Consider the following 17,645-nt stretch of genomic DNA (forward strand, 5'->3'; position numbering starts at 1 on the left):
AACCGGCGAATCGACGCCGGAATAGCAGAGCTATTTCAAGAAGATAGCCGAAAGGCGGTCGCTGGTTCAATCGGCGTCAAGGGCCGCCGAATTATGCAAGTAATCACTGTTCCAGGACACTAGGGACTGTTTTCAAAACGATTACAGGGCAGTTGATCTGAGCGGAGTGGCGCGTTTCAGGTGGCCAGGACGAACGTGGGACGGCAGGTGTGGACGCTGCGTGGTCGTGGTCGTGGTCGTGGCCGTGGCCGGTACGAGGCAACCTAGCCAGTGACTGACCGATATTCGTCATCATGCTCTACTACGAAAAGCTGGATGTTTACCAGTGTGCAATCCAGTTCGTTTCCCGTGCAGTCACTTTGTCGGGGCACATGCCCAAGGGCCATGCAGCGTTGACCGACCAGTTGCGCCGGGCAGCTATGGCCATTCCGCTCAATATCGCCGAAGGTGTGGGCAAACCCAGTCGGGCCGACCAGGCTCGTTTTCATGCGATTGCGCGCGGTTCTGCCATGGAGTGCGGGGCGATCCTAGATGTCATGCACGTCCTCGGTGCCACGTCTGCTGCCGAGACCGGCGAGTCCAAGCAACTGATCGTCCGTATCGTTGAGATGCTCACCAAGCTCTGCCGATAGTCACGACCACGACCACGACCACGGCCACGAGCACGACCACGACCACGACCACGGCCACGGCCACGACCACGATCCCCTGCGGCTGCAGCCTCCGGCAATCCCCAACGGCCCGTGTTCAGACAAGCCATACGAGCGTTGCCGCTAGAAAAACGAGTGCCCGCAAGTCAAGCGCATCAGCCGGGGATACGTGCCGCCACGCGACCCACGAAAAATGGGCCCATCTGGCTTATGAACTCCGACGTCTGCCGGGTCTTTCGCATGGATTCGACCACGTGCGACAGTGGATGCAGCGAGCTTCCGATCAGTCCGATAACGAACTCGTTGTCGTCGACGTCGAGCCCGTGGCAGGCCAGCCGCACATCGTGCGCAAGGTCTTGAGCCCCGTAGGCGCGACCGATCAGGGCGTGTTCCTTGAGGATAGCTGACTGTTCAAGCGGCGCCAGGCGCCCAAAAGCCCCCGTCCTGCGCAGTGGGTACCAGATCGCCCAGGGCCAAGCCTCGTTGAGCACGGTTTCACGGGGTCGATCGATGAGCCAGTACCTCAGGTCAGGCTCGTACCCCGTAGCGTAGGTACGCCCGAGCATGGCAAAGCGTCGGGCGAAACGCACGTCGCTTGAACTGGAATCGAGCAGCAGTGGACGAACCCGGGTGACGAAATGGCTCGGCTCTTCGCTCCAGGTCAGCAGCCCGAAGCCGCGCGGGTCGTTGACGTCCAAGTACAGCACCGACGGCAGCGCCTTCGCCTGCAGCTGTTCCGAGATCCACTTCAAGGCGTCTGCCGGATGACCATCGTCGCAGCAGTCAAGAACCAGAAGCTGCATGAACAGCCGGCTGTGAAGCACCTGGGGGCGACCCGTATGCTGGCCGGCTCGTTCGCTGACGTCGATCTGCGGCAGCGTGCTTTCGGAGCGGCTGGAGGCGGCAGAAGCGGTTCGTTTGCTTTCGTCGGAGCTCATGTTCGGCAGGTCCTCGTAGTCGTCCGTGGTTGTACCTTGGGACCTCGATCTGTCGTTCGAGCCCCCGCTCAAGCGGGCGCGCTGCTTCCGTTAGGGTACCCCTGCCGTAGCTGTGGGCTCGGAGAAACGACACCGCTTGTTTGTTGCGTGTGCTACACGATAATCTCAAGGTCTGTGCTGCCGGGCCGTGATTGCATCGGCCGCCCCAATCTCGCACATTCGCTCGTGTCCGGCTATCCTCAACCAGCTCTGATGCCGCCCGCGGGGCGGGGACCATGCCGTGCCGGCGCCCAGGAGACAGCGCCCTGATGCCAGCAGCCAGCACTTGGCTTCCCGAGGACTTCATGGGCCACTGCCGCAGCGCTACCGTGGAGCAGTTCATGGCATTGCATGGGTCCACTCCCTTCCTGCTGATCGCGCTGCATGATCCCGACGACGAGCTCACGCGAGGACTGCGAGCAACCTCCGTGCTCGACGAAGCCACGACGGGCCAGCATCGCCTGGATGGGCTGGCGTTCTCAACCGCGACTCACGATGCCAGGGCCATTTCCGCCCTGCTGTCGGAACGACGCGACGACCGCCACCGGCTCAAGGCGAACGTTTCAACCTCCGATCAGGTGCCGCCCAAGCTGCTCCAGCAACCCCACTTCGTGGTGCCGGTGGCAAAGCGCAGCTCGGCCCCCTCGGCCTTTCTGGACCGCATCTCTGTCGGCCGTGCGCGCAACCACGACGTCGTGCTGCGGCACCGCAGTGTCTCGAAGTTCCACGCGTGGATCGAGTACCACGGGGATAATCAGCTATCGTTGCGTGACGCGGGCAGCAAGAATCACACCCGAGTCAACGGCATCAAGCTCCCGACCACACAAGGCGCCATCACGCCGGGCGACGAAATCAAATTCGGGTCGGTCAAGGCGCGGCTGTGCACGGCAAGGGCTCTATGGGAAGCCGTTCACGGGGTTGGCTAAGGGCCCGTCCACGAATGACTTGATCGGCTGCGGCCGCGCAGGGCGGCGCGCTCGCGGCTTTCGTCCTCGCACAAGTCCTCGCAATGGCGCTGCCATCGCTGCGGACCCTGTCGATTCCAACCGCATCCTCCGGGCAAGCCGGCGAATCGCATCCACCCTGCGCGGCCGGTCTCGACCAGGCATTCTCGGACGGGCCCGGCCCGCTACTTGGCGGCGCGCTTGCCAGCCTGGGCTTTCTTGGTGACGCTGGCCTTCTTGGGCCCCTTCAGCTCCCCGGAGGCGTGCTCGCGGCTGTCCGCAGCGTCCTCCTGGGCCGGGTCAGCGGTTTCAAGCTCCTCCAGGCTCTTCTTCAGCGCGTCGAAGAGATCGATGATCTGAGCCTGAGGCTGTTCCGGCAAGGACGTAATCTCCTGCCCGGCCACCTTTTCTTCGGCCGCCTTTCGCACCCGGTCGGAATACTCATCGTGGTACTTGCCGGGCTGAAACGCGGGAGTCGCTAGCTGTTCTATCAGCTTGCCCGCCAAATCCACTTCCACTTCCGCGAACACGACGTCATCTCCCAGATCCACGTCGTCGTAGGAACGTACCTCGCTCGCGTAGTGAACCTGATGCAACAGGAGTCCCTTCTTGTAGGGGCGCAAGAGGACCAGCTGGGTCTTGCCCCGACTCCACAGACGCCCTACAGCCACCTTGTCCGCCTCGCGCATGGTCTTGGCGAGCAGGGTGAAGGCCTTGTGGCCCCCTTTGTCCGGACCCAGGTAGTAGCTCTTTTCGACTTGGATCGGATCCACGCTTTCGAGCGGAACGAACTCCACGATGTCGAGTGTGTTGGAGCGCTCCGCCTCGAGTGACTTGAGCTCCTGCTCGGTGAACTGTACGTACTGACCCTTGGCGAATTCGTAGCCGCGAACCATTTCCGAACGCTCGACGACTCGGTTGTCCACGGGACAGTAGTAACGCTGCTTGACTCGTGCCCCGGTCTTCTGATCGAGCCAATTAAACCGAACGGCTTGGGATGCTGTCGCGCTGTAGAGCTTGATCGGGATCGAGACCAGCCCGAACGAAATGGTTGTAGAGGCGATAGCTCGGGCGACCACCCACCCATGATAGCCTAGCGGTCAGCACGGTGGCCAAAACAACGCCGAAACTCTCGGGCTACCGGGACAAGCGCGATCCGGGGAAGACCACAGAACCGTTCAGCCCTGAACCCATGGTCAGTTATGGGGCAAGCCGCGCGGGCGCTTTCGTGGTGCACCTGCATGCGGCCAGCCGCCTGCACTACGACCTGCGTATCGAGGTCGGTGGAAGCCTGATGAGCTTCGCCATCCCTCGCGGGCCTAGCTTGGACCCCGAGGACAAGCGTCTGGCCGTCAACACGGAAAACCACCCGCTTGAATACCTCGACTTCGAGGACATCATTCCCGCGGGCAACTACGGTGCCGGAGCCATGATTCTGTGGGATCGGGGCCTTGTCCGCTATCTCGAGGGCACCGCCGAGGAAGGCATCGCGCGCGGCAAGATCGACTTTGAATTACGCGGGACGAAGCTGCGTGGCCGCTTTGCGCTGGTCAAGACTTCTGGACGCGGCTCCACGGACCGCGGCCGCGACCAGCAGCACAACCACTGGCTGCTCTTGAAGAAACGCGACGGCTTTGCCCGCTCCGACGCACCTCTGACCGAAACCGAGCCGCGCAGCGTACTGTCGGGCTTGCTGGTCGACGAGCTCGCGCGCGTGGACGAGATCGCAGCGACGATTAGCGGTGAGGTCGCAGCCTCGGGTGCCCAGCGCGCCGAGCTGGATGCTGCAGCGCTCACACCCATGCTGTGTGCCTCCGAAGGTGTTGGACTGCACAACAAGGGCTTCGTTTACGAGCTGAAGCTCGATGGGGTCCGAATCCTCGCAGCGCGTGACGGTACGGACACGAGCCTGCGCTATCGCACTCGTAGAACGGCCACGGCGAGCTACCCGGAGATCAGCCGAGCGGTAGCCAGCTTGCCCGTCAAGCGCTTCGTGCTCGACGGCGAGATCGTGGCCTTTGACGAGAGTGGTCGGCCTAGCTTCCAGCGGCTCGGGCAGCGCATCCACGCGAGCCGCCCTCACGATGTCCGGCGGGCGGCCCGTCAGGTGCCCGTCGCATACGTGGTCTTCGATCTTCTCGCCCTGGACGGCTACGACCTGCGGAAACTGCCGCTGCTGGAACGCAAGCGCCATCTGCGCAGGCTCGTTCCGGGCCGCGGACTGATACGCGTGCTCGACCACCTGCAAGCCGACGGCAGACCCTTGTTCGAGTTCTGCCGGCAGCAGCGGCTCGAGGGTGTCGTCGCAAAGCGCTCGGATTCCCCGTATGTCTCGACCCGCTCCGGAGATTGGGTCAAACTGAAATGCCAGCGCGACGATGAGTTCATAATCGTCGGTTTTACCCACGGGCAAGGTGCACGATCCCGACTGGGAGCCCTGGAGGTTGCAAGCTACCGGGGGGATCGGCTGGTCGTGAGAGGCCGCGTGGGCAGCGGCCTCGACGATCGCTCCATCGACACCCTGCTGGCACGCCTGGCCGAGCTGCAGCAGCCCGACTCCCCGGCGTCCGCATCGATGCGCCGACCGGGCGAGGTCCTGACCTACGTTCGACCTGAGGTCGCGGTCAGCGTGGCGTATGGCGGTTGGACGGACGAGGGTCGCCTGCGCCACGCGGTGTTTCGCGGGCTGCGCCCAGATACCGATCCTGCACGCTGTCGCGCCGCACCACCCGAAGAGCTCCTGCTGGAAGCGGCCAAGGTGGCCGGCGGCGGCCCTGCCGATCGCCCCAGGTCGGCAAGGCAGGACTTTCTGAGCAACCAGGACAAGGTCTTCTGGCCGGAAGAACAATATACAAAAGGCGACCTATGCAACTACTACGCTGAAATCGGCGATACACTGCTGCCGCACCTGCGCGACCGACCGGTGATCCTCGTGCGCTACCCGGATGGCATCGCCGGCAAGCACTTCTATCAATGGAACGTCCCGGCCGGGACCCCGTCCTGGATCCAGACCTTGCCCCTGCGGTGGGAGGAGGCCCACGGTCGCAAGGTCACCTCCTTCCTGATCAACGACGCCGACACGCTGGTCTATGTGGCCAACCTCGGCTGCATCCCGCTGCACGTACTGGCCTCCCGCGTCGATACCCTGGACGACTGCGACTTCCTCACGATCGACTTCGACATTGGCGACGCCCCGTTCCGACATGCGGTGGAGCTCGCCCGCGCTTTGAAGGGGCTGCTGGCAGAGCTGTCGCTCGAGGGCTATCCCAAGACTTCGGGGCAAAGCGGTCTGCATGTGCTCGTGCCGCTCGGACCCGGCGTTCCTTTCGGCACCGCCAAGATGCTGGCAGAGCTGATCGGGCGCATCTTGCAGGCCCGTCGCAGCGACATCGCGTCGTTCGAGCGGATGCGCAACAGGCGAGCGCCCGGGACGGTCTACGTCGACACGGGGCAGACCGGCCGGTCGCGCTCGATCGTCGCGCCCTACTCGGTGCGGGCGGTGCCCGGCGCCCGGGTCTCGACGCCGCTCACCTGGGACGAGGTCAGCTTCGCGCTGGACCCGGCAACGCTCACGATTTCCAGCGTGCCGGAACGCCTTCGCCGTTACGGCGATCCGCTCCAACAACTACTGCATGCCTGCCCCGACGTGACTTCGGTGCTGGCGTGCCTCGGCAAGCTCCTCAAGCGGGAGTAGCTAGGGGGTGTCCCTAGCCTCGAGTTCAGCACTCCCGCAGGTGTTTTTAGAGTGAACGGCAACGAGCGGAGTGTACTGCTGCCGGGTCGGCCCGGTGGTCGGGACGTTTTGCGGGGTCGGCCGGCCTGCAGGATGTGCGCGCAGTAATCAAGCCCGCGAGCTGAGCCTAGGCGCGCACGCACGCCGGCCTCGACGCGCGCGCCAACCCGGCGAGTGAGCTTGGATGCGGGTTGGCACGCGCTACGCCCCCGCAAACGCCCCTGGCCGCATCACGCGATCGAACTCCCTAAGCGATGCAGTGGCATCGTCGAAGTGCTGCCAGAACGTCTTGTAGTAGTACGACCGCGACGCCTTGCTCGGATGCTTTCTGATCGCACGAAGAAGCGTCGAGACACTTCGTGGCCAAGCCTCGGGAACATCGGGGGGTGGGCCCTTGCGTGCGAGTGGCGTGCCCATCGTGGCTCGTCGTAGATCGCGGAACTGCTCTGATGCCTCCGAAAGACCGAGGGCGGCCAGCTCAAAAGAAGTACTCACCACGTAGTCGATACGTGTGCAGTAAGGGGGCGAAGTAACCCGTTGGGGGCAAGTTCCTCAAGCACGCCGCGCGCGAAGTCTTCGGTGAATCCAGCGTAGTACGGGTACCAAGACTCGATCCCACACTGGCCGGTAGGGCGCCGCTTCGCATCCAGTGGAAGGCTCGCAGCCGCTTGGCGCAGCCGCACTTGTAGGTTCCTGCGCCCCGGGCTCATGCATCCTCACCTTTCCCAGATTGAATCGAAGGCCACGGATCCTGCGCAGAAGCAAGCCGCTTGTGGAGCTCTAGCAGTATCTCGGCGTCCAGCGCGGCGTAGCGGAGCTGATCGGAGTCCAGCGGTCGGCGGCTCCAGTTCGAGGTCTGCGACGACTTGTCGAGGACGATGCCGAGCTCGCGCTCGCACACCATTGCGAGGCTGTGCCCGCCCAGAGCATCCCGCCCACGAGCGCGGCGGGACGCCTCCAGGGTGTCGACGACGCCATCGAGGGCGATGCCAACGGCGGCCAGGACGCGTCGCTCGAAGCGCGCGTTGTGGATGACCTTGATCGGCCGGGACCCATTGAGGACGTCGACGAGGGGCTTGAGGTCGCCAACGGCGAATGGGTCGATCAGATAGGTCCGCTCCGCCGTTGCGATCTGGATGAGACAGAGGGTGCCGAAGTCGAGCGCTGTTTCCACGTCGAGGCCAACGAGGTCGGCGGCGGTGAGCTCCTCGCTCACCGCGCGTAGGCCAGCAGGCGTGTCGACCCATTGCACCTCGTTGCGCGGAGCCGCGGGCTCGCCGGGAGCCGCGCGCACGACGAACTCGATGGGCATGGGCCCGGCCGCCTCAACGTCGGCAAGCCGAATGCCGTCGGGGCGCGTCGCCGCTCGGACCCCGTTCACCTTCACGCTCGTGAGAAAACGGAGCGTGCCGGGCAGGTCCAACAGCCGATCGGCGAGGAGGCGGTCCTCGGCGTCCTCGGGCAAGCACGGCTGGAACTTGCTCAGCATGCCGCGCGCCATGTCGCGCGCGGCGCCCGCCGCGATGCGCTCCCAGTCCAGCTGGGATAGGTTGCGGACGGTGTCGCCGGCGGCGGTGACAGCTATGTCCTTGCAGCGGATCGACAGATTGCCGGCCACCCACTTCTTCCCCGAATGCGACTCGAGCCCGGCAGCCAACAGCCGGTTGACGGCGCCGCCGGCGAACGTGTGCCACTGGACCCCATCCGGCTGGTCCTCCAGGGGGGCTGTCCCGGGCTCCAGAAGCCCACCGTAGCTCTCGCGCATCGACGCGATCTCCAGAGCGGCGGTTCGAGTGAGCCAGCTTTCTTCTTCCTCGCGCTCGCGCAGGAGCACGTCCATCATCGCCTGGCACAGCTGAGTCGAAAGGACGCCGGGAAGCCCCAGCCAGCTCGGCACGCGACCGTGCTCAGCGGGACGGACGTGAAGCACCCCCTTCGACCAGTTGACCTGCGCAACCTCCCAGGCGCGTCCCGCCAGGCGGAACGCGAGCGGTCCCTTGTTGCGGTCGTGCATTGAGACGAACAGGGCCTGGATGTAGCCGACGTCGTCCTTGCCGTGCTGAACCCGCATGACGGGCGGTGCGGTGAACACGGCGTAGAGCTCGAAGAAGTTCTTGCGACCATAGAGCTTCTCGCCACGTCGCCCGAGCGACAGCAGCCCATCCGCCTCGTAGAGGATGTCCCGCTCGAGCATGGTGTCGACGAGCTCCTGAAGGCGCTCCGATCGAATGCTCGAGAACGGATACGCAGCCTCGACCCACGGCAGCAGGTTGTGGCGCGAGATGCCGCCCTCTTGGAGGATGAGGGCCATGACCTGGTGGGCGAGCACATGCATGGCATGGGCAGCCGGCTGGACGTCCTCCACCCAGCCGGAGTCGGCGAGGCGCAGCAATGCGACCGACTGGAGCAGCGACTCAGGGCTGAGGCAGAAGAAGGTACAGTTCCCTCTCGTGTTCGGACGCCGTCCCGTTCGTCCAAGCCGTTGCAGAAAGGACGCGACCGTTGCGGGGGCATCCACTTGGATGACCTGGTCGAGATCTCCGACGTCGATCCCGAGCTCCATCGTCGATGTGCAGACGATGGCGGTGTTTTGCCCTCGGGCGAATTGCTCTTCTGCAAGCGCCCGGTCCGACCGGCTCACCGAGCTGTGATGGATGAAGACCTCGACGCCGGTTCCGGTCAGCGCGTGGGCCACCTTCTCGGCCTTGGAGCGACTCTCGACGAAGACGAGGCTCTTCTTTCCCCGCGCAATCTGCGCGATGCCCGCGGCAGCCTCCCCAATGTCGGCGCAGAGATCTGCACGAAGGTCGCGATCTGCCTTTGGCCGCGGTGGGTCCACCAGACGGCACGGTTGGCGGCTCGAGCCCTGTAGCCACTCGCCGATGACGTTCGGGTTGCCAACGGTTGCTGACAGTCCGAGTCGCTGAACATCGCGGCCGCACATGGCGACCAATCGCTCGAGCAGACCAGCGAGGTGCGCACCGCGATCGTCGGCGGCGAACGCATGCACCTCGTCGATGATGACTGCGGTGAGCCCCTGGAAGATCGCGCGCGCGTCGGTGCGGGCGCTGATCATCATGACCTCCAGGGACTCCGGTGTCGTCATCAGCACGTGGGCCGGCGATTCGCGAAACCGCTGCTTGCGCGAGTCACTGACGTCGCCGTGCCACTTGAACACTTCCAGCCCGACCATGCGGGCATAGCCCTGAAGACGATGCTCTTGGTTGTTCAGGAGCGCTCGGATGGGGCAGATGTAGAGCGCCGCGACCGGTGGCGGTTCGTCGGAGAGGATCCGCGAGAGAATGGGGAACATCGCGGCCTCGGTCTTGCCCCCTGCCGTCGGGGCAAGCACAACGGCGTTGCAGCCATCGAGGACCGCGTCGATCGTCAGCTCCTGCACCGGCCGCAGCGCGCGCCATCCCAGGTCATGGACGATGGCGTGTTGAACGTGCGGGTGTAGGCGCTCGAATCCTCCCATGCGTTACCCGTCCAGCCGCCTCGTCTTGGTCGCCGCATCGTCCCCGGTGCTCTCGTCGTCGGGATAGCTCGGCTCCCTGCCGTGCTTGGCCGCGAGCTCTTCGGGAGTCAGCTTGCTCTCGTCACCGAGGTCCAGCTTGTAGTGCTCTGCGGGATCGTAGGCCTCGTGCTGATCGACGCGGTCCAGCACGTCGACGAGCTCGCGGAGGAACAGCCTCGGAGCGAGGGCCACCGAGCCACCGAAGCCGGCGGTCACCTGGTTCACCAGGGCCTTCAGGAACGCGTCGCCCATCTTCTGCGATACGCGTTCGCCGTGCTTTGCGGGATACAAGTCCCGGACCTTCTTCCCGACGGTGAGAAGACGATCCTCGGTGAACGGCAACAGCCGTACCTGGGGTGCCTTCAAGTTGTCGAAGGTGGCGTCCTTGCCGAAGTTGACCTGAACTCGCTGGTGCAGCGGCGCGAGCCCCTTCAGTCCTTTGTAGCCCTCGTAGAAGTCTCGCGTTCCCGTGACCACCAGATACAGACCTGGAAGCTCGTCCTTGGCCAGCATGTCCATCAACTGGCGGAGCGCGTTCAGGGACTTCTCGCGAGTCTGAGCGTTCATCCTTTGGATGGTCTCGACTTCGTCGAGCACGACCACCAGCCCGGCGTAGCTCGACTGCTCGAGGAGCTGCAGCAGGCCGGCGAGGAAGGTCAGCGACGCCTGGCCGTCGACCTTTCCCTTGACGCCGGCGGCCTTGAGCACCGAACGATCCGTATGAGGCTGACCTGCCAGCCAGGCGAGCAAGCCCTGGGCGGTGGCGAAGTCGCCTTCGTGCGTGGCGCGGTGGTAGGCGCGGAGGACCTGCGCGTAGGCGGGGTTGCGGCGCGAGAGATCCGCCAGCTTGTCCTCGAGCCGCTGCTCGGTCGCATCGGCAAACGCCGGGTCATCCTCGCTGATTCCGCGCAGGCGCGTCACCTCGTCCCCGACCTGGTAGAGCCAGCCTTCGACGATGGCCTGAAATGCGTTCGGTCCATCTGCGGCGGTTTCGAGGCGCTCGATGAGCCGGCGATACACCGTTTCCAGGTGGTGCAACGGTGTGTCGTTGATGGAGATCTGAACCTCGGAAGTAGCAAAGCGCCGCTGCCGTGCGTGGGCGCAGAGGTAGCGGGCCGCAAACGTCTTGCCCGTGCCGTACTCGCCCCGGATCCACTTCGAGAGCCCCTTGCCGCCAGCCACGAAATCGAGCTCCTCGTTGACGGCGTCGACGAGCGCATCGAGCCCGGTCGCCAAGTGCTCGAGGCCCTGGCTGGGAACCAGACCGCTGCGCAGCGCACTGACGATGGCGGTGGATTCGGCGACGGCGGCCTTCATGCATCCCCTTTCTGAGCCGCTGGTGCTTGGTAGCGATACAGCGTCTCGCCGCTCGGCAGGACTTCATCCGTGAAGAGGACGAGGCCTTCCGAGTGAAGTGTGCGCCGCAGCGTTCGCATCAGACCGTTCAGGCGACCAGGGTTCTTGGCCAGTCGGTCCGCGAGCTCGCTCGCACGTGCAGATCCATTCTCTTTGAGCAAAACCAGCACCGCCTTCTGGTCCCCATTGAGGCGTTCCAACAGCGAGGAGGGAAGGCCAAGCGACGCCGCTTTGTCGGCGGGATCGAACAGGGAGAGCTGGGGCGCCGCCTTCTTGGGCTTGAGCTCCTCGGATGGGAGCGGCGTGACGATCGGCGGCTCTGCCGGGCGTATCGAAGGTTGCTCGAGGAGCACGCCGCGGCCAAACCACCACGCCGGCTCGTCTGCGTGGAGTCCATCCCGCTCGAGCCATGCAAGGGGAACGACCATCTCCTCGAGACCGCAACCGCCGTGGAAACCCACCTGCGGGTTGCCGAGGTAGCCCCCCGAGCGCCAGGCGAACGCCCGCCTTTCAGGGGGACCACCGAGGGCGCCGATGTCGATCTCCATGAAGCCCTCCGGCGGGGCGTCGTTCTTCCCGAGCGCGATGTACCGTGGTGCTTTGCCCGCGCCGGCGCGGAGAGCTTTGTCGACGAAGGGACTGTGGCCGTGGTCGGCGGTGACCAGCACGTGCCGTCCCGCTCGGACGGCCGCCCGTAAGCTGGGCTTGAAACCCATGATGTCCTCGGGCAGCAGCCGGACGGTAGCGCCGGTATTCGACGAGCCGATCTGATCATCGACGGCGTTGAACACCGCCGCCACGACGGCGACGGACTCGTCTTCGAGTGTCTGAAGCAGCGTCTGTCCGCCGTCGGACAGGTCGCCCTTCAGGAGCAACCGGCGCGTGCGGCCGTCGAGGGCAGCGTTCTGGTGGAAGCGCGCCTTGTCTGTCTTCGCCTCGTCCTGGTCGCGGAAGACCGTCTCCGCCACGAGCGGGTCGTTCGGAAGCTCCCCAAGGAAGATCGCTCCGCGCGCGTGGCTCGTCACCGTGGGGAGTGGGGCAAGCCCGGGAAGACCTACGACACGACCCTCGGCGTCCGGCTTGATCCCGAGCGGGAAGCTGCTGTCCTGAGCAAGGGCGTAGAGCAGCTCGAGAAAGACCGGGTAGCTGCAACCATCGAGGACGACGAGGTAGATGCGTGCCTTCGGCTCCTCTTGCCAGAGCGGCGCGACGGTGCGCTTCCACAGACGATGCAGCGGGGTGAGCCCGTCACGGTGCAGGGCACCCTCGTAGGCCGCCGCGATCGTCTCGGCGAAGTGGCTGTTCTCACGATCTCGGCGCTCCCGTACCGCCACGAGGACCTTGTTCGCCTCGGCGTGGTAGCGAGCACTGCTCGCCATGGCGCGCCGGAGTTGCATCACCGCGAGGTCGGCGAACGCGCCTTCGTGCTGGTAGGCCCGAACCTGCTCGAGGATGTCGGCGTTTGGCGAGAAGGGCTGGTCGAGATATCGCGACAGCCTGGCGATGCAGTCGAGCACCGTCATGTCGGCCCGATGCATGCGCGCCGCCCGGTGCGACGCCAGCCAGGCGATGTCGGCCGCGGAAACGGGCTTGCCAGCGGCGGCCTGCCGGGCAAGCGCGTGGCAACGATCGGCGAACGCTAGCGGCAGCACGCGGCTCGTCTGCAACTGCGTCGGGGTCAGCGTTTCCCGGCCGAGCCGATCCGCTTCGGCCAGAAGCGAGCTCGCGCCGTCCCCGAGCACGGTGAGGGTCTCTTCGGCGAGGTGAGAGAGCGTCCGGCGCAGGATGCAGGTAGTCGATGTCGGCGCCCGCCAGCAGCGCGGGCAGCAGCTTCTGGTGCGCATCCGTCAGGCCGCCGACGGCGTGCTTGACAGCCTCCTTGTCCCGCGCGCGCAGCACACGCCCGCGGACGATGTGCCGGAGCTCGACGTCCTGGAGCTTGGTGACCTCGAAGCGCTTCGCGTGGTGGTCGAGGTGCTCGTGGATCTTGCTCTCGTCCACGAGGTCCGGGAAGAACTCCTGCAGGTTCCGCTGCCTTGCGACGAACACGAAGACGGGTGCTGGCCGCTGCCCTGTGTTGTGATCGACGATGACGTTGAGGCTGTTGATCTCGCGAACGAACTCCTGGCCGGACTTCTCCGCGAGCCAGAGCAGGAACTCGTCGACCATCAGCACGATGCCGCCGAAGCCCTGCGACCTGGCGTGCTCGCCCATGCGCTCGAGCCCCTCGCTCCAGCGCGGGTCGATGCCCGCCTGCGACGGATCGCGCCCCTTGTACTCGAGCCACGTGCGCGCGAAGCGTTCGCGGGCCTTGGCCGACCCGTTCGCGAGCTTCTCGAAGTCGTCGCGGCCACCGACGATTCCGGCGGTCTCGAGGCGCTTCCAGACGATGTCACCGTACTCGTCTGCCTCGCGGCGAACCTCGTCGAAGATGGCATCGACGTTCAGGAACTCGAAGGGTGCCTTGCCGCGCCGCTTGAGAGCCTCGTCGAAGGCGTCGTACACGGCGCGGTCGAAGCCTGTGGCGCGACCGCGCACCGACAGCATGTGGATCCGAACCACGAGCAGCTTCGCGTCTGGAATCCAGGTCTCGTGGCCGGGAACCTCGCGGCCCTTGCTCGCGAGCTCGTCGCGATGAGCCCGCAGTAGAAACCGGAACTTGTCCCAGGCGGGGGCGACGTTCTCCAGGAGCATCGCCAGCATCGTCATGAAGTGCGACTTGCCGCTGCCGAAGCTGCCGTGGATGAAGCGGCCGTACTCCTCTCCGCGATCGAAGACCTGCTTCATGTCGTCGAGGATGCGCGGGAGCTCCTTCTCGACGGCGGGGGTGATGACGTAGTCATTGACGAGCTGGTTGACCTCGTCGGAGCCGGGCTCGGCTTCGCGCAGCTTGATCACGAAGCCCATCGCCCGGATATCTTCCGGCCGCGGAAGCTCGAAAGCGTCGGTGATCGCCAGTGTCATGGCTACTCGGCTCCTTGAGGCGTCGCGGCCCCGTCGCGAATCCAGCCAGCATCCGCCAACCGCCGAGCCGTCAAGTGAATTTGGCGCTGGCTGAACGATCGCTTCCGAGGTCCCCATTCGTGAACTACACGGACGATCTGGTCGTCGCCAAGCGCATGTTCGCGAGTGACCCCCCAGTGAACAGTGGAAAGCAGCTCAAGGCCGAAAGGTGTCTCGAAGCCCTCGACAAGCTTCGTGACCCGCTCGAAGCGCTCCAGCGTTTTCGGATGCGCCGCAAGGAATCTCCTGGCGTCCTCGACCGCCCCCGGCACCAGCTCGATGGGTTTGTCGGGCGCGTCGCCTCCCGCCATGTATCCGGACAGCATGTACCCTTCCACGGCGGCCAGTACGTGTCGCAGATTCTCGGCATATGGCCCGTATAGCCCTTTTGCGAATCGAAGGCGCAAAGGCTCGCCGGCTTCTTGTGCGAAGTACATGAGCTTGTGGATCTCGAGCAGCGAGATAGAGACGTCCATAAGCGCAGCGAGATAGCGCTCGACAAGCCCGACCAGAACCGCGCGGCCCGGTGTGAGCTTCGGAGCCTCCTTTCCTTTCGACACTTTCGATACCGCTGGATCGTCGGTAGGCTCGTAGACCACGACGCGAACGCCTTGCATGTTGGCGAACGCCTGCTCGATGCGCGGCCGCACCTCGCTCCACTCGAGGCCACCCAGCCCGCATCCGAGGGGTGGGATGGCGATGGAGCGGATGTCCCGCTCCTGTACCTCTTGGACGAGCGCACTCAGACCGCTCTCGATATCTTCGATGCGGCTCTTGCCCCGCCAATGCCGCTTGGTCGGGAAGTTGATGATCCAGCGCGGATTGGTGAGCTGGCCAGTCGGGACGACGAGCATCTGGCCGGGAACGACCTCCTTGCGCTTGCATGCGATCTGATAGACTCGGAAATTCTCGGGGAAGGCGCGCTTGAACTGGGCAGCGATCCCACGCCCCATGTAGCCGATGCAATTGACAGTATTGACGAGCGCCTCGACGTCTGCGTTTAGAATGTTCCCCTTGGTCAGCTCCATGGTTCTGTCTCCGCTAGAAGTACCAACCTCGCTCCACCGAGATCGCAGGTTGGTGGACTGCTCCACCGATCCCTGAACGCGCTTGATTGGCCACCGCCGGTGAATACACGCCGATACGAGACACGAGCGACCATGGGAAGTCGCCGTAGAAGAGAAACTCGGCTTGCTTGCCCTCTTTCACAGCCCGGTCGCGAAAGTCTGTAGCTGCCACGGCATCCCAGTCGATCTCCGAGATATCTTGAACACTGGCGCGGAACTCCGCGTAGTGGGCCCCTGCGTTCGATAGACTGAAGGCCCATTTCCACCCCCGAGTCGAGGCCCAACTCACTACCTCGTGGAGGTCGGCTACCAGGTGGATGACGGGTGATTGGCCAGCCGTATAGGTGAGCTCGGGATGGTTGGCGCAGTGGATGACGAAAAGCATAATCGAGCGTGGACAAAAGTAGAACGGCACGTAGTCGCCAACAGACGTGCCCGGATGACTTGCTACGGGCAAGCCGAGGCGCCGCTGCTTGATGCCCTGCATTCCGATCGGCGCGGTTGGGCCTCCGCGCTGGATCATGGCCGCGTCCGAAATGAGACCTCCGCTCGCTACTATCGCGGCGAGATTGTCCACATGCGTGATGTGGTAGATGGATGGGTTCACGGGCACCTTCACCGCGCATCGTCCCCCGCACCCACCTGCGTGGGCTGTTCTGCTTCACGTCCCTTCGGCGCCGGTCGTTTGTTGCGTATGCGGCTGTTCCCGCGGCTCTTCCGGTTGCTGCGGCTCGCGCATGAGCTCGGCGGCGGGAACCGCTTGCGCCAGTCCTCGAGCAACTCCCTGCTGGGCCCGTCGCTGCCGGCGAGCGCCTGCAGCTCCGCCTTGAGCCGGCCTGCAACGGTTCCATCCTCGCGCGCCACGTCGGGAAGAAGACGCCAGGCGCTGTCGAGCAGCGCGATGCGGTCGGCCAGGGGCACGCCGCCGTCCTCGAGCTCCTCGTCGATGGCGAGGATCGCCTTCAGACGCTCGAGCGACGTCCAGCCTGCCCAGCCATACAGCGTGTCGACATTGTTGCGACCGGGCACCTCGGTGAAAGCGATGAAACGCTCCTTGGGGACATCGAGCTTGCCGCGTACCCGCCAATACTCCGTCCGGAGGAAATCACCGCTCCGATAGGATGGGGGCACCTCGGGGGTGACGTCTTCTCCTGCATCCTCACGCCGCTGGGCCTCCCGCATGCGCTCCCAAACCCCGTGCTTAAGTAGTCCGGCTGGCTTGTAGAGGTGCAACGGGTGGTTTGGAACCGCCTCCGCGGACAGCATCTGTGCCACGAGGGCCGTCAGATTGTAGTCACGGCGGCCTGTGAGCACCTCGCATACCGCAAGGACCCGCCCATCATCCTGAAGCGCCGCGGCGAGCTGTTCAGCCACCGCAGGGCGCCCCCGCTCCCGGGCCGCGGCCTCGAACTGGTCAGCGAGCCAAGCGGCGAGCGTCTGATTCTCTTCGGTCTTGTGGTCGGGCTTGTACCAGCGACGTTTGTAGTTGGCCGTCTCGATCAACGCGAGAGCTGGCGTCTTCCGCATCCGCTCACGCCGCGACTCGAAGCGCGCGCATGTCGTAACTGAAAGTGGCTCGGGTAGCGCGGTCACCGACTCCCAGCGGTGGCGGTCGAACCAGACAGAGGGCTGCTCTTCCGGTTCGTCGCCTCGCGCGCACGCCGCTCGATTCGCCGCATCGCGCTCGGCAAACTCCAGGCACCAGGGAAGCCACGTGGGCGGCACCTGCTCGACCGACTGAGGGGGAACGACGTCGTCCCCGTCGTCGAGGCCGTACATCGCGTAGCACAGCCAGTCGAGCTCTTCCTGCAACGCGACCATGCGCCGCAGATCGGCGATGTCGTCTTCCCGGCGGCGGTCGAGCGCGGTGCTAAGCTCCACTGCACTGGACCAGCCGCTGTCGGCCAGGACTCGACGTACGTCACGAGTGGTTCGCTCCCGTGCTAGCTCGTCGAGCCTAGCGGCGTACGACACAATTCGTTCGGCCTCGCGCGGTATCGGGAACAGCTTCATCTTCGTTGCATCGAACTCGTAGAACTGCTCCCACAGCGAGCTCTTCAGTCCCTCGTTGATGCCTTGGCTTCCCTTGCAATGAAACACCTGCTTCATCCAGAAGCAGGCTACCGACGAGTTGAGCAGGCCGAGCAGCGCGAGGTGGTCGTCCTCGGTGGCGTCCGGCGGGAGCTTGATGACCGGTGCGCTTCGGTTGAACACCTTGCCGCCGCGTTCGAGGACGAAATGGTTGTGGGTTGCTACAAAAGCGAATGCGATGGACAGGGGGGTGCGAAGGCGCTCTGCATAGTGCTCCAGGTGTTCGTACCAAGTCCCCCCACGCTGCTCGGGAGATTTTCCAAACACCGTTCGTGATCGCAGCAGCGTACGGAAGCTCCAGAAGTAC

General features: G+C 64.8%; 12 protein-coding genes and 1 pseudogene. 3 read left to right on the plus strand and 10 right to left on the minus strand.

The genetic code is table 11. From position 1 onward, the window contains the following. Positions 1 to 293: 293 nt before the first annotated feature. Positions 294 to 632 carry a four helix bundle protein gene (locus tag MJD61_18790; GenBank protein MCG8557312.1) on the plus strand — a complete coding sequence of 113 codons (339 nt, stop codon included), beginning with the start codon at positions 294 to 296 and terminating at the stop codon, positions 630 to 632. Positions 633 to 805: 173 nt separating this feature from the next. Here MJD61_18790 and MJD61_18795 read toward each other — a convergent pair whose 3' ends face one another. Further along, a complete protein-coding gene (locus MJD61_18795; protein ID MCG8557313.1) occupies positions 806 to 1,588 on the minus strand; it encodes a chlorite dismutase family protein in 783 nt (260 codons plus the stop codon). 308 nt (positions 1,589 to 1,896) lie between these two features. On the opposite strand from MJD61_18795, the gene MJD61_18800 reads away from it, so the two are divergent. Then, positions 1,897 to 2,553, plus strand: coding sequence for an FHA domain-containing protein (locus tag MJD61_18800; protein MCG8557314.1), 657 nt, complete (start codon positions 1,897 to 1,899; stop codon positions 2,551 to 2,553). Between the two features lie 203 nt (positions 2,554 to 2,756). Here the strand turns inward: MJD61_18800 and MJD61_18805 are convergent, their stop codons facing one another. Further along, entirely contained in the window at positions 2,757 to 3,650 is an 894-nt protein-coding gene (locus MJD61_18805) for a Ku protein (GenBank protein MCG8557315.1), read from the minus strand. 29 nt (positions 3,651 to 3,679) lie between these two features. Between MJD61_18805 and ligD the strand changes: the two genes are divergently transcribed. After that, positions 3,680 to 6,265, plus strand: a complete 2,586-nt coding sequence (gene ligD, locus MJD61_18810) for a DNA ligase D (protein MCG8557316.1) — start codon at positions 3,680 to 3,682, stop codon at positions 6,263 to 6,265. A 240-nt stretch (positions 6,266 to 6,505) separates the two neighbouring features. Here the strand turns inward: ligD and MJD61_18815 are convergent, their stop codons facing one another. The 8 genes and pseudogenes from MJD61_18815 to pglX form a co-directional block, all read right to left on the minus strand. Next, complete coding sequence (locus tag MJD61_18815; GenBank protein ID MCG8557317.1) at positions 6,506 to 6,799, minus strand: hypothetical protein; 294 nt, start codon at positions 6,797 to 6,799, stop codon at positions 6,506 to 6,508. Positions 6,800 to 7,010: 211 nt separating this feature from the next. Further along, the gene (locus MJD61_18820; GenBank protein ID MCG8557318.1) at positions 7,011 to 9,782 is read right to left on the minus strand and encodes a DEAD/DEAH box helicase; all 2,772 of its coding nucleotides are present in this window, start codon (positions 9,780 to 9,782) and stop codon (positions 7,011 to 7,013) included. A 3-nt stretch (positions 9,783 to 9,785) separates the two neighbouring features. Then, positions 9,786 to 11,138: a BREX system ATP-binding protein BrxD gene (gene brxD, locus MJD61_18825; GenBank protein MCG8557319.1), complete on the minus strand. Its 1,353-nt coding sequence runs from the start codon at positions 11,136 to 11,138 to the stop codon at positions 9,786 to 9,788. After that, on the minus strand, positions 11,135 to 13,021 hold the full coding sequence (pglZ, locus tag MJD61_18830; GenBank protein ID MCG8557320.1) for a BREX-2 system phosphatase PglZ: 1,887 nt from the start codon (positions 13,019 to 13,021) through the stop codon (positions 11,135 to 11,137). The genes brxD and pglZ overlap by 4 nt, the downstream gene beginning before the upstream one ends. A gap of 895 nt (positions 13,022 to 13,916) precedes the next feature. Further along, a pseudogene (locus MJD61_18835) lies at positions 13,917 to 14,084 on the minus strand (hypothetical protein). 59 nt (positions 14,085 to 14,143) lie between these two features. Continuing rightward, positions 14,144 to 15,208, minus strand: coding sequence for a macro domain-containing protein (locus MJD61_18840; GenBank protein MCG8557321.1), 1,065 nt, complete (start codon positions 15,206 to 15,208; stop codon positions 14,144 to 14,146). A 13-nt stretch (positions 15,209 to 15,221) separates the two neighbouring features. Further along, positions 15,222 to 15,854 carry a DUF4433 domain-containing protein gene (locus MJD61_18845; protein ID MCG8557322.1) on the minus strand — a complete coding sequence of 211 codons (633 nt, stop codon included), beginning with the start codon at positions 15,852 to 15,854 and terminating at the stop codon, positions 15,222 to 15,224. An 8-nt stretch (positions 15,855 to 15,862) separates the two neighbouring features. Beyond that, on the minus strand, positions 15,863 to 17,645 hold a 1,783-nt coding region (pglX, locus tag MJD61_18850; GenBank protein MCG8557323.1), incomplete at its 5' end, for a BREX-2 system adenine-specific DNA-methyltransferase PglX.

The sequence above is a fragment of the Pseudomonadota bacterium genome (genome assembly GCA_022361155.1).
Lineage (GTDB): Bacteria > Myxococcota_A > Polyangia > Polyangiales > JAKSBK01 > JAKSBK01.

Coding starts and splice junctions, on each gene's coding strand:
- MJD61_18790 (MCG8557312.1), top strand. CDS start 294: ATGCTCTACTACGAAAAGCTGGATGTTTACCAGTGTGCAATCCAGTTC.
- MJD61_18800 (MCG8557314.1), top strand. CDS start 1,897: ATGCCAGCAGCCAGCACTTGGCTTCCCGAGGACTTCATGGGCCACTGC.
- MJD61_18820 (MCG8557318.1), bottom strand. CDS start 9,782: ATGGGAGGATTCGAGCGCCTACACCCGCACGTTCAACACGCCATCGTC.
- MJD61_18795 (MCG8557313.1), bottom strand. CDS start 1,588: ATGAGCTCCGACGAAAGCAAACGAACCGCTTCTGCCGCCTCCAGCCGC.
- pglZ (MCG8557320.1), bottom strand. CDS start 13,021: ATGCGCACCAGAAGCTGCTGCCCGCGCTGCTGGCGGGCGCCGACATCG.
- brxD (MCG8557319.1), bottom strand. CDS start 11,138: ATGAAGGCCGCCGTCGCCGAATCCACCGCCATCGTCAGTGCGCTGCGC.
- MJD61_18840 (MCG8557321.1), bottom strand. CDS start 15,208: ATGGAGCTGACCAAGGGGAACATTCTAAACGCAGACGTCGAGGCGCTC.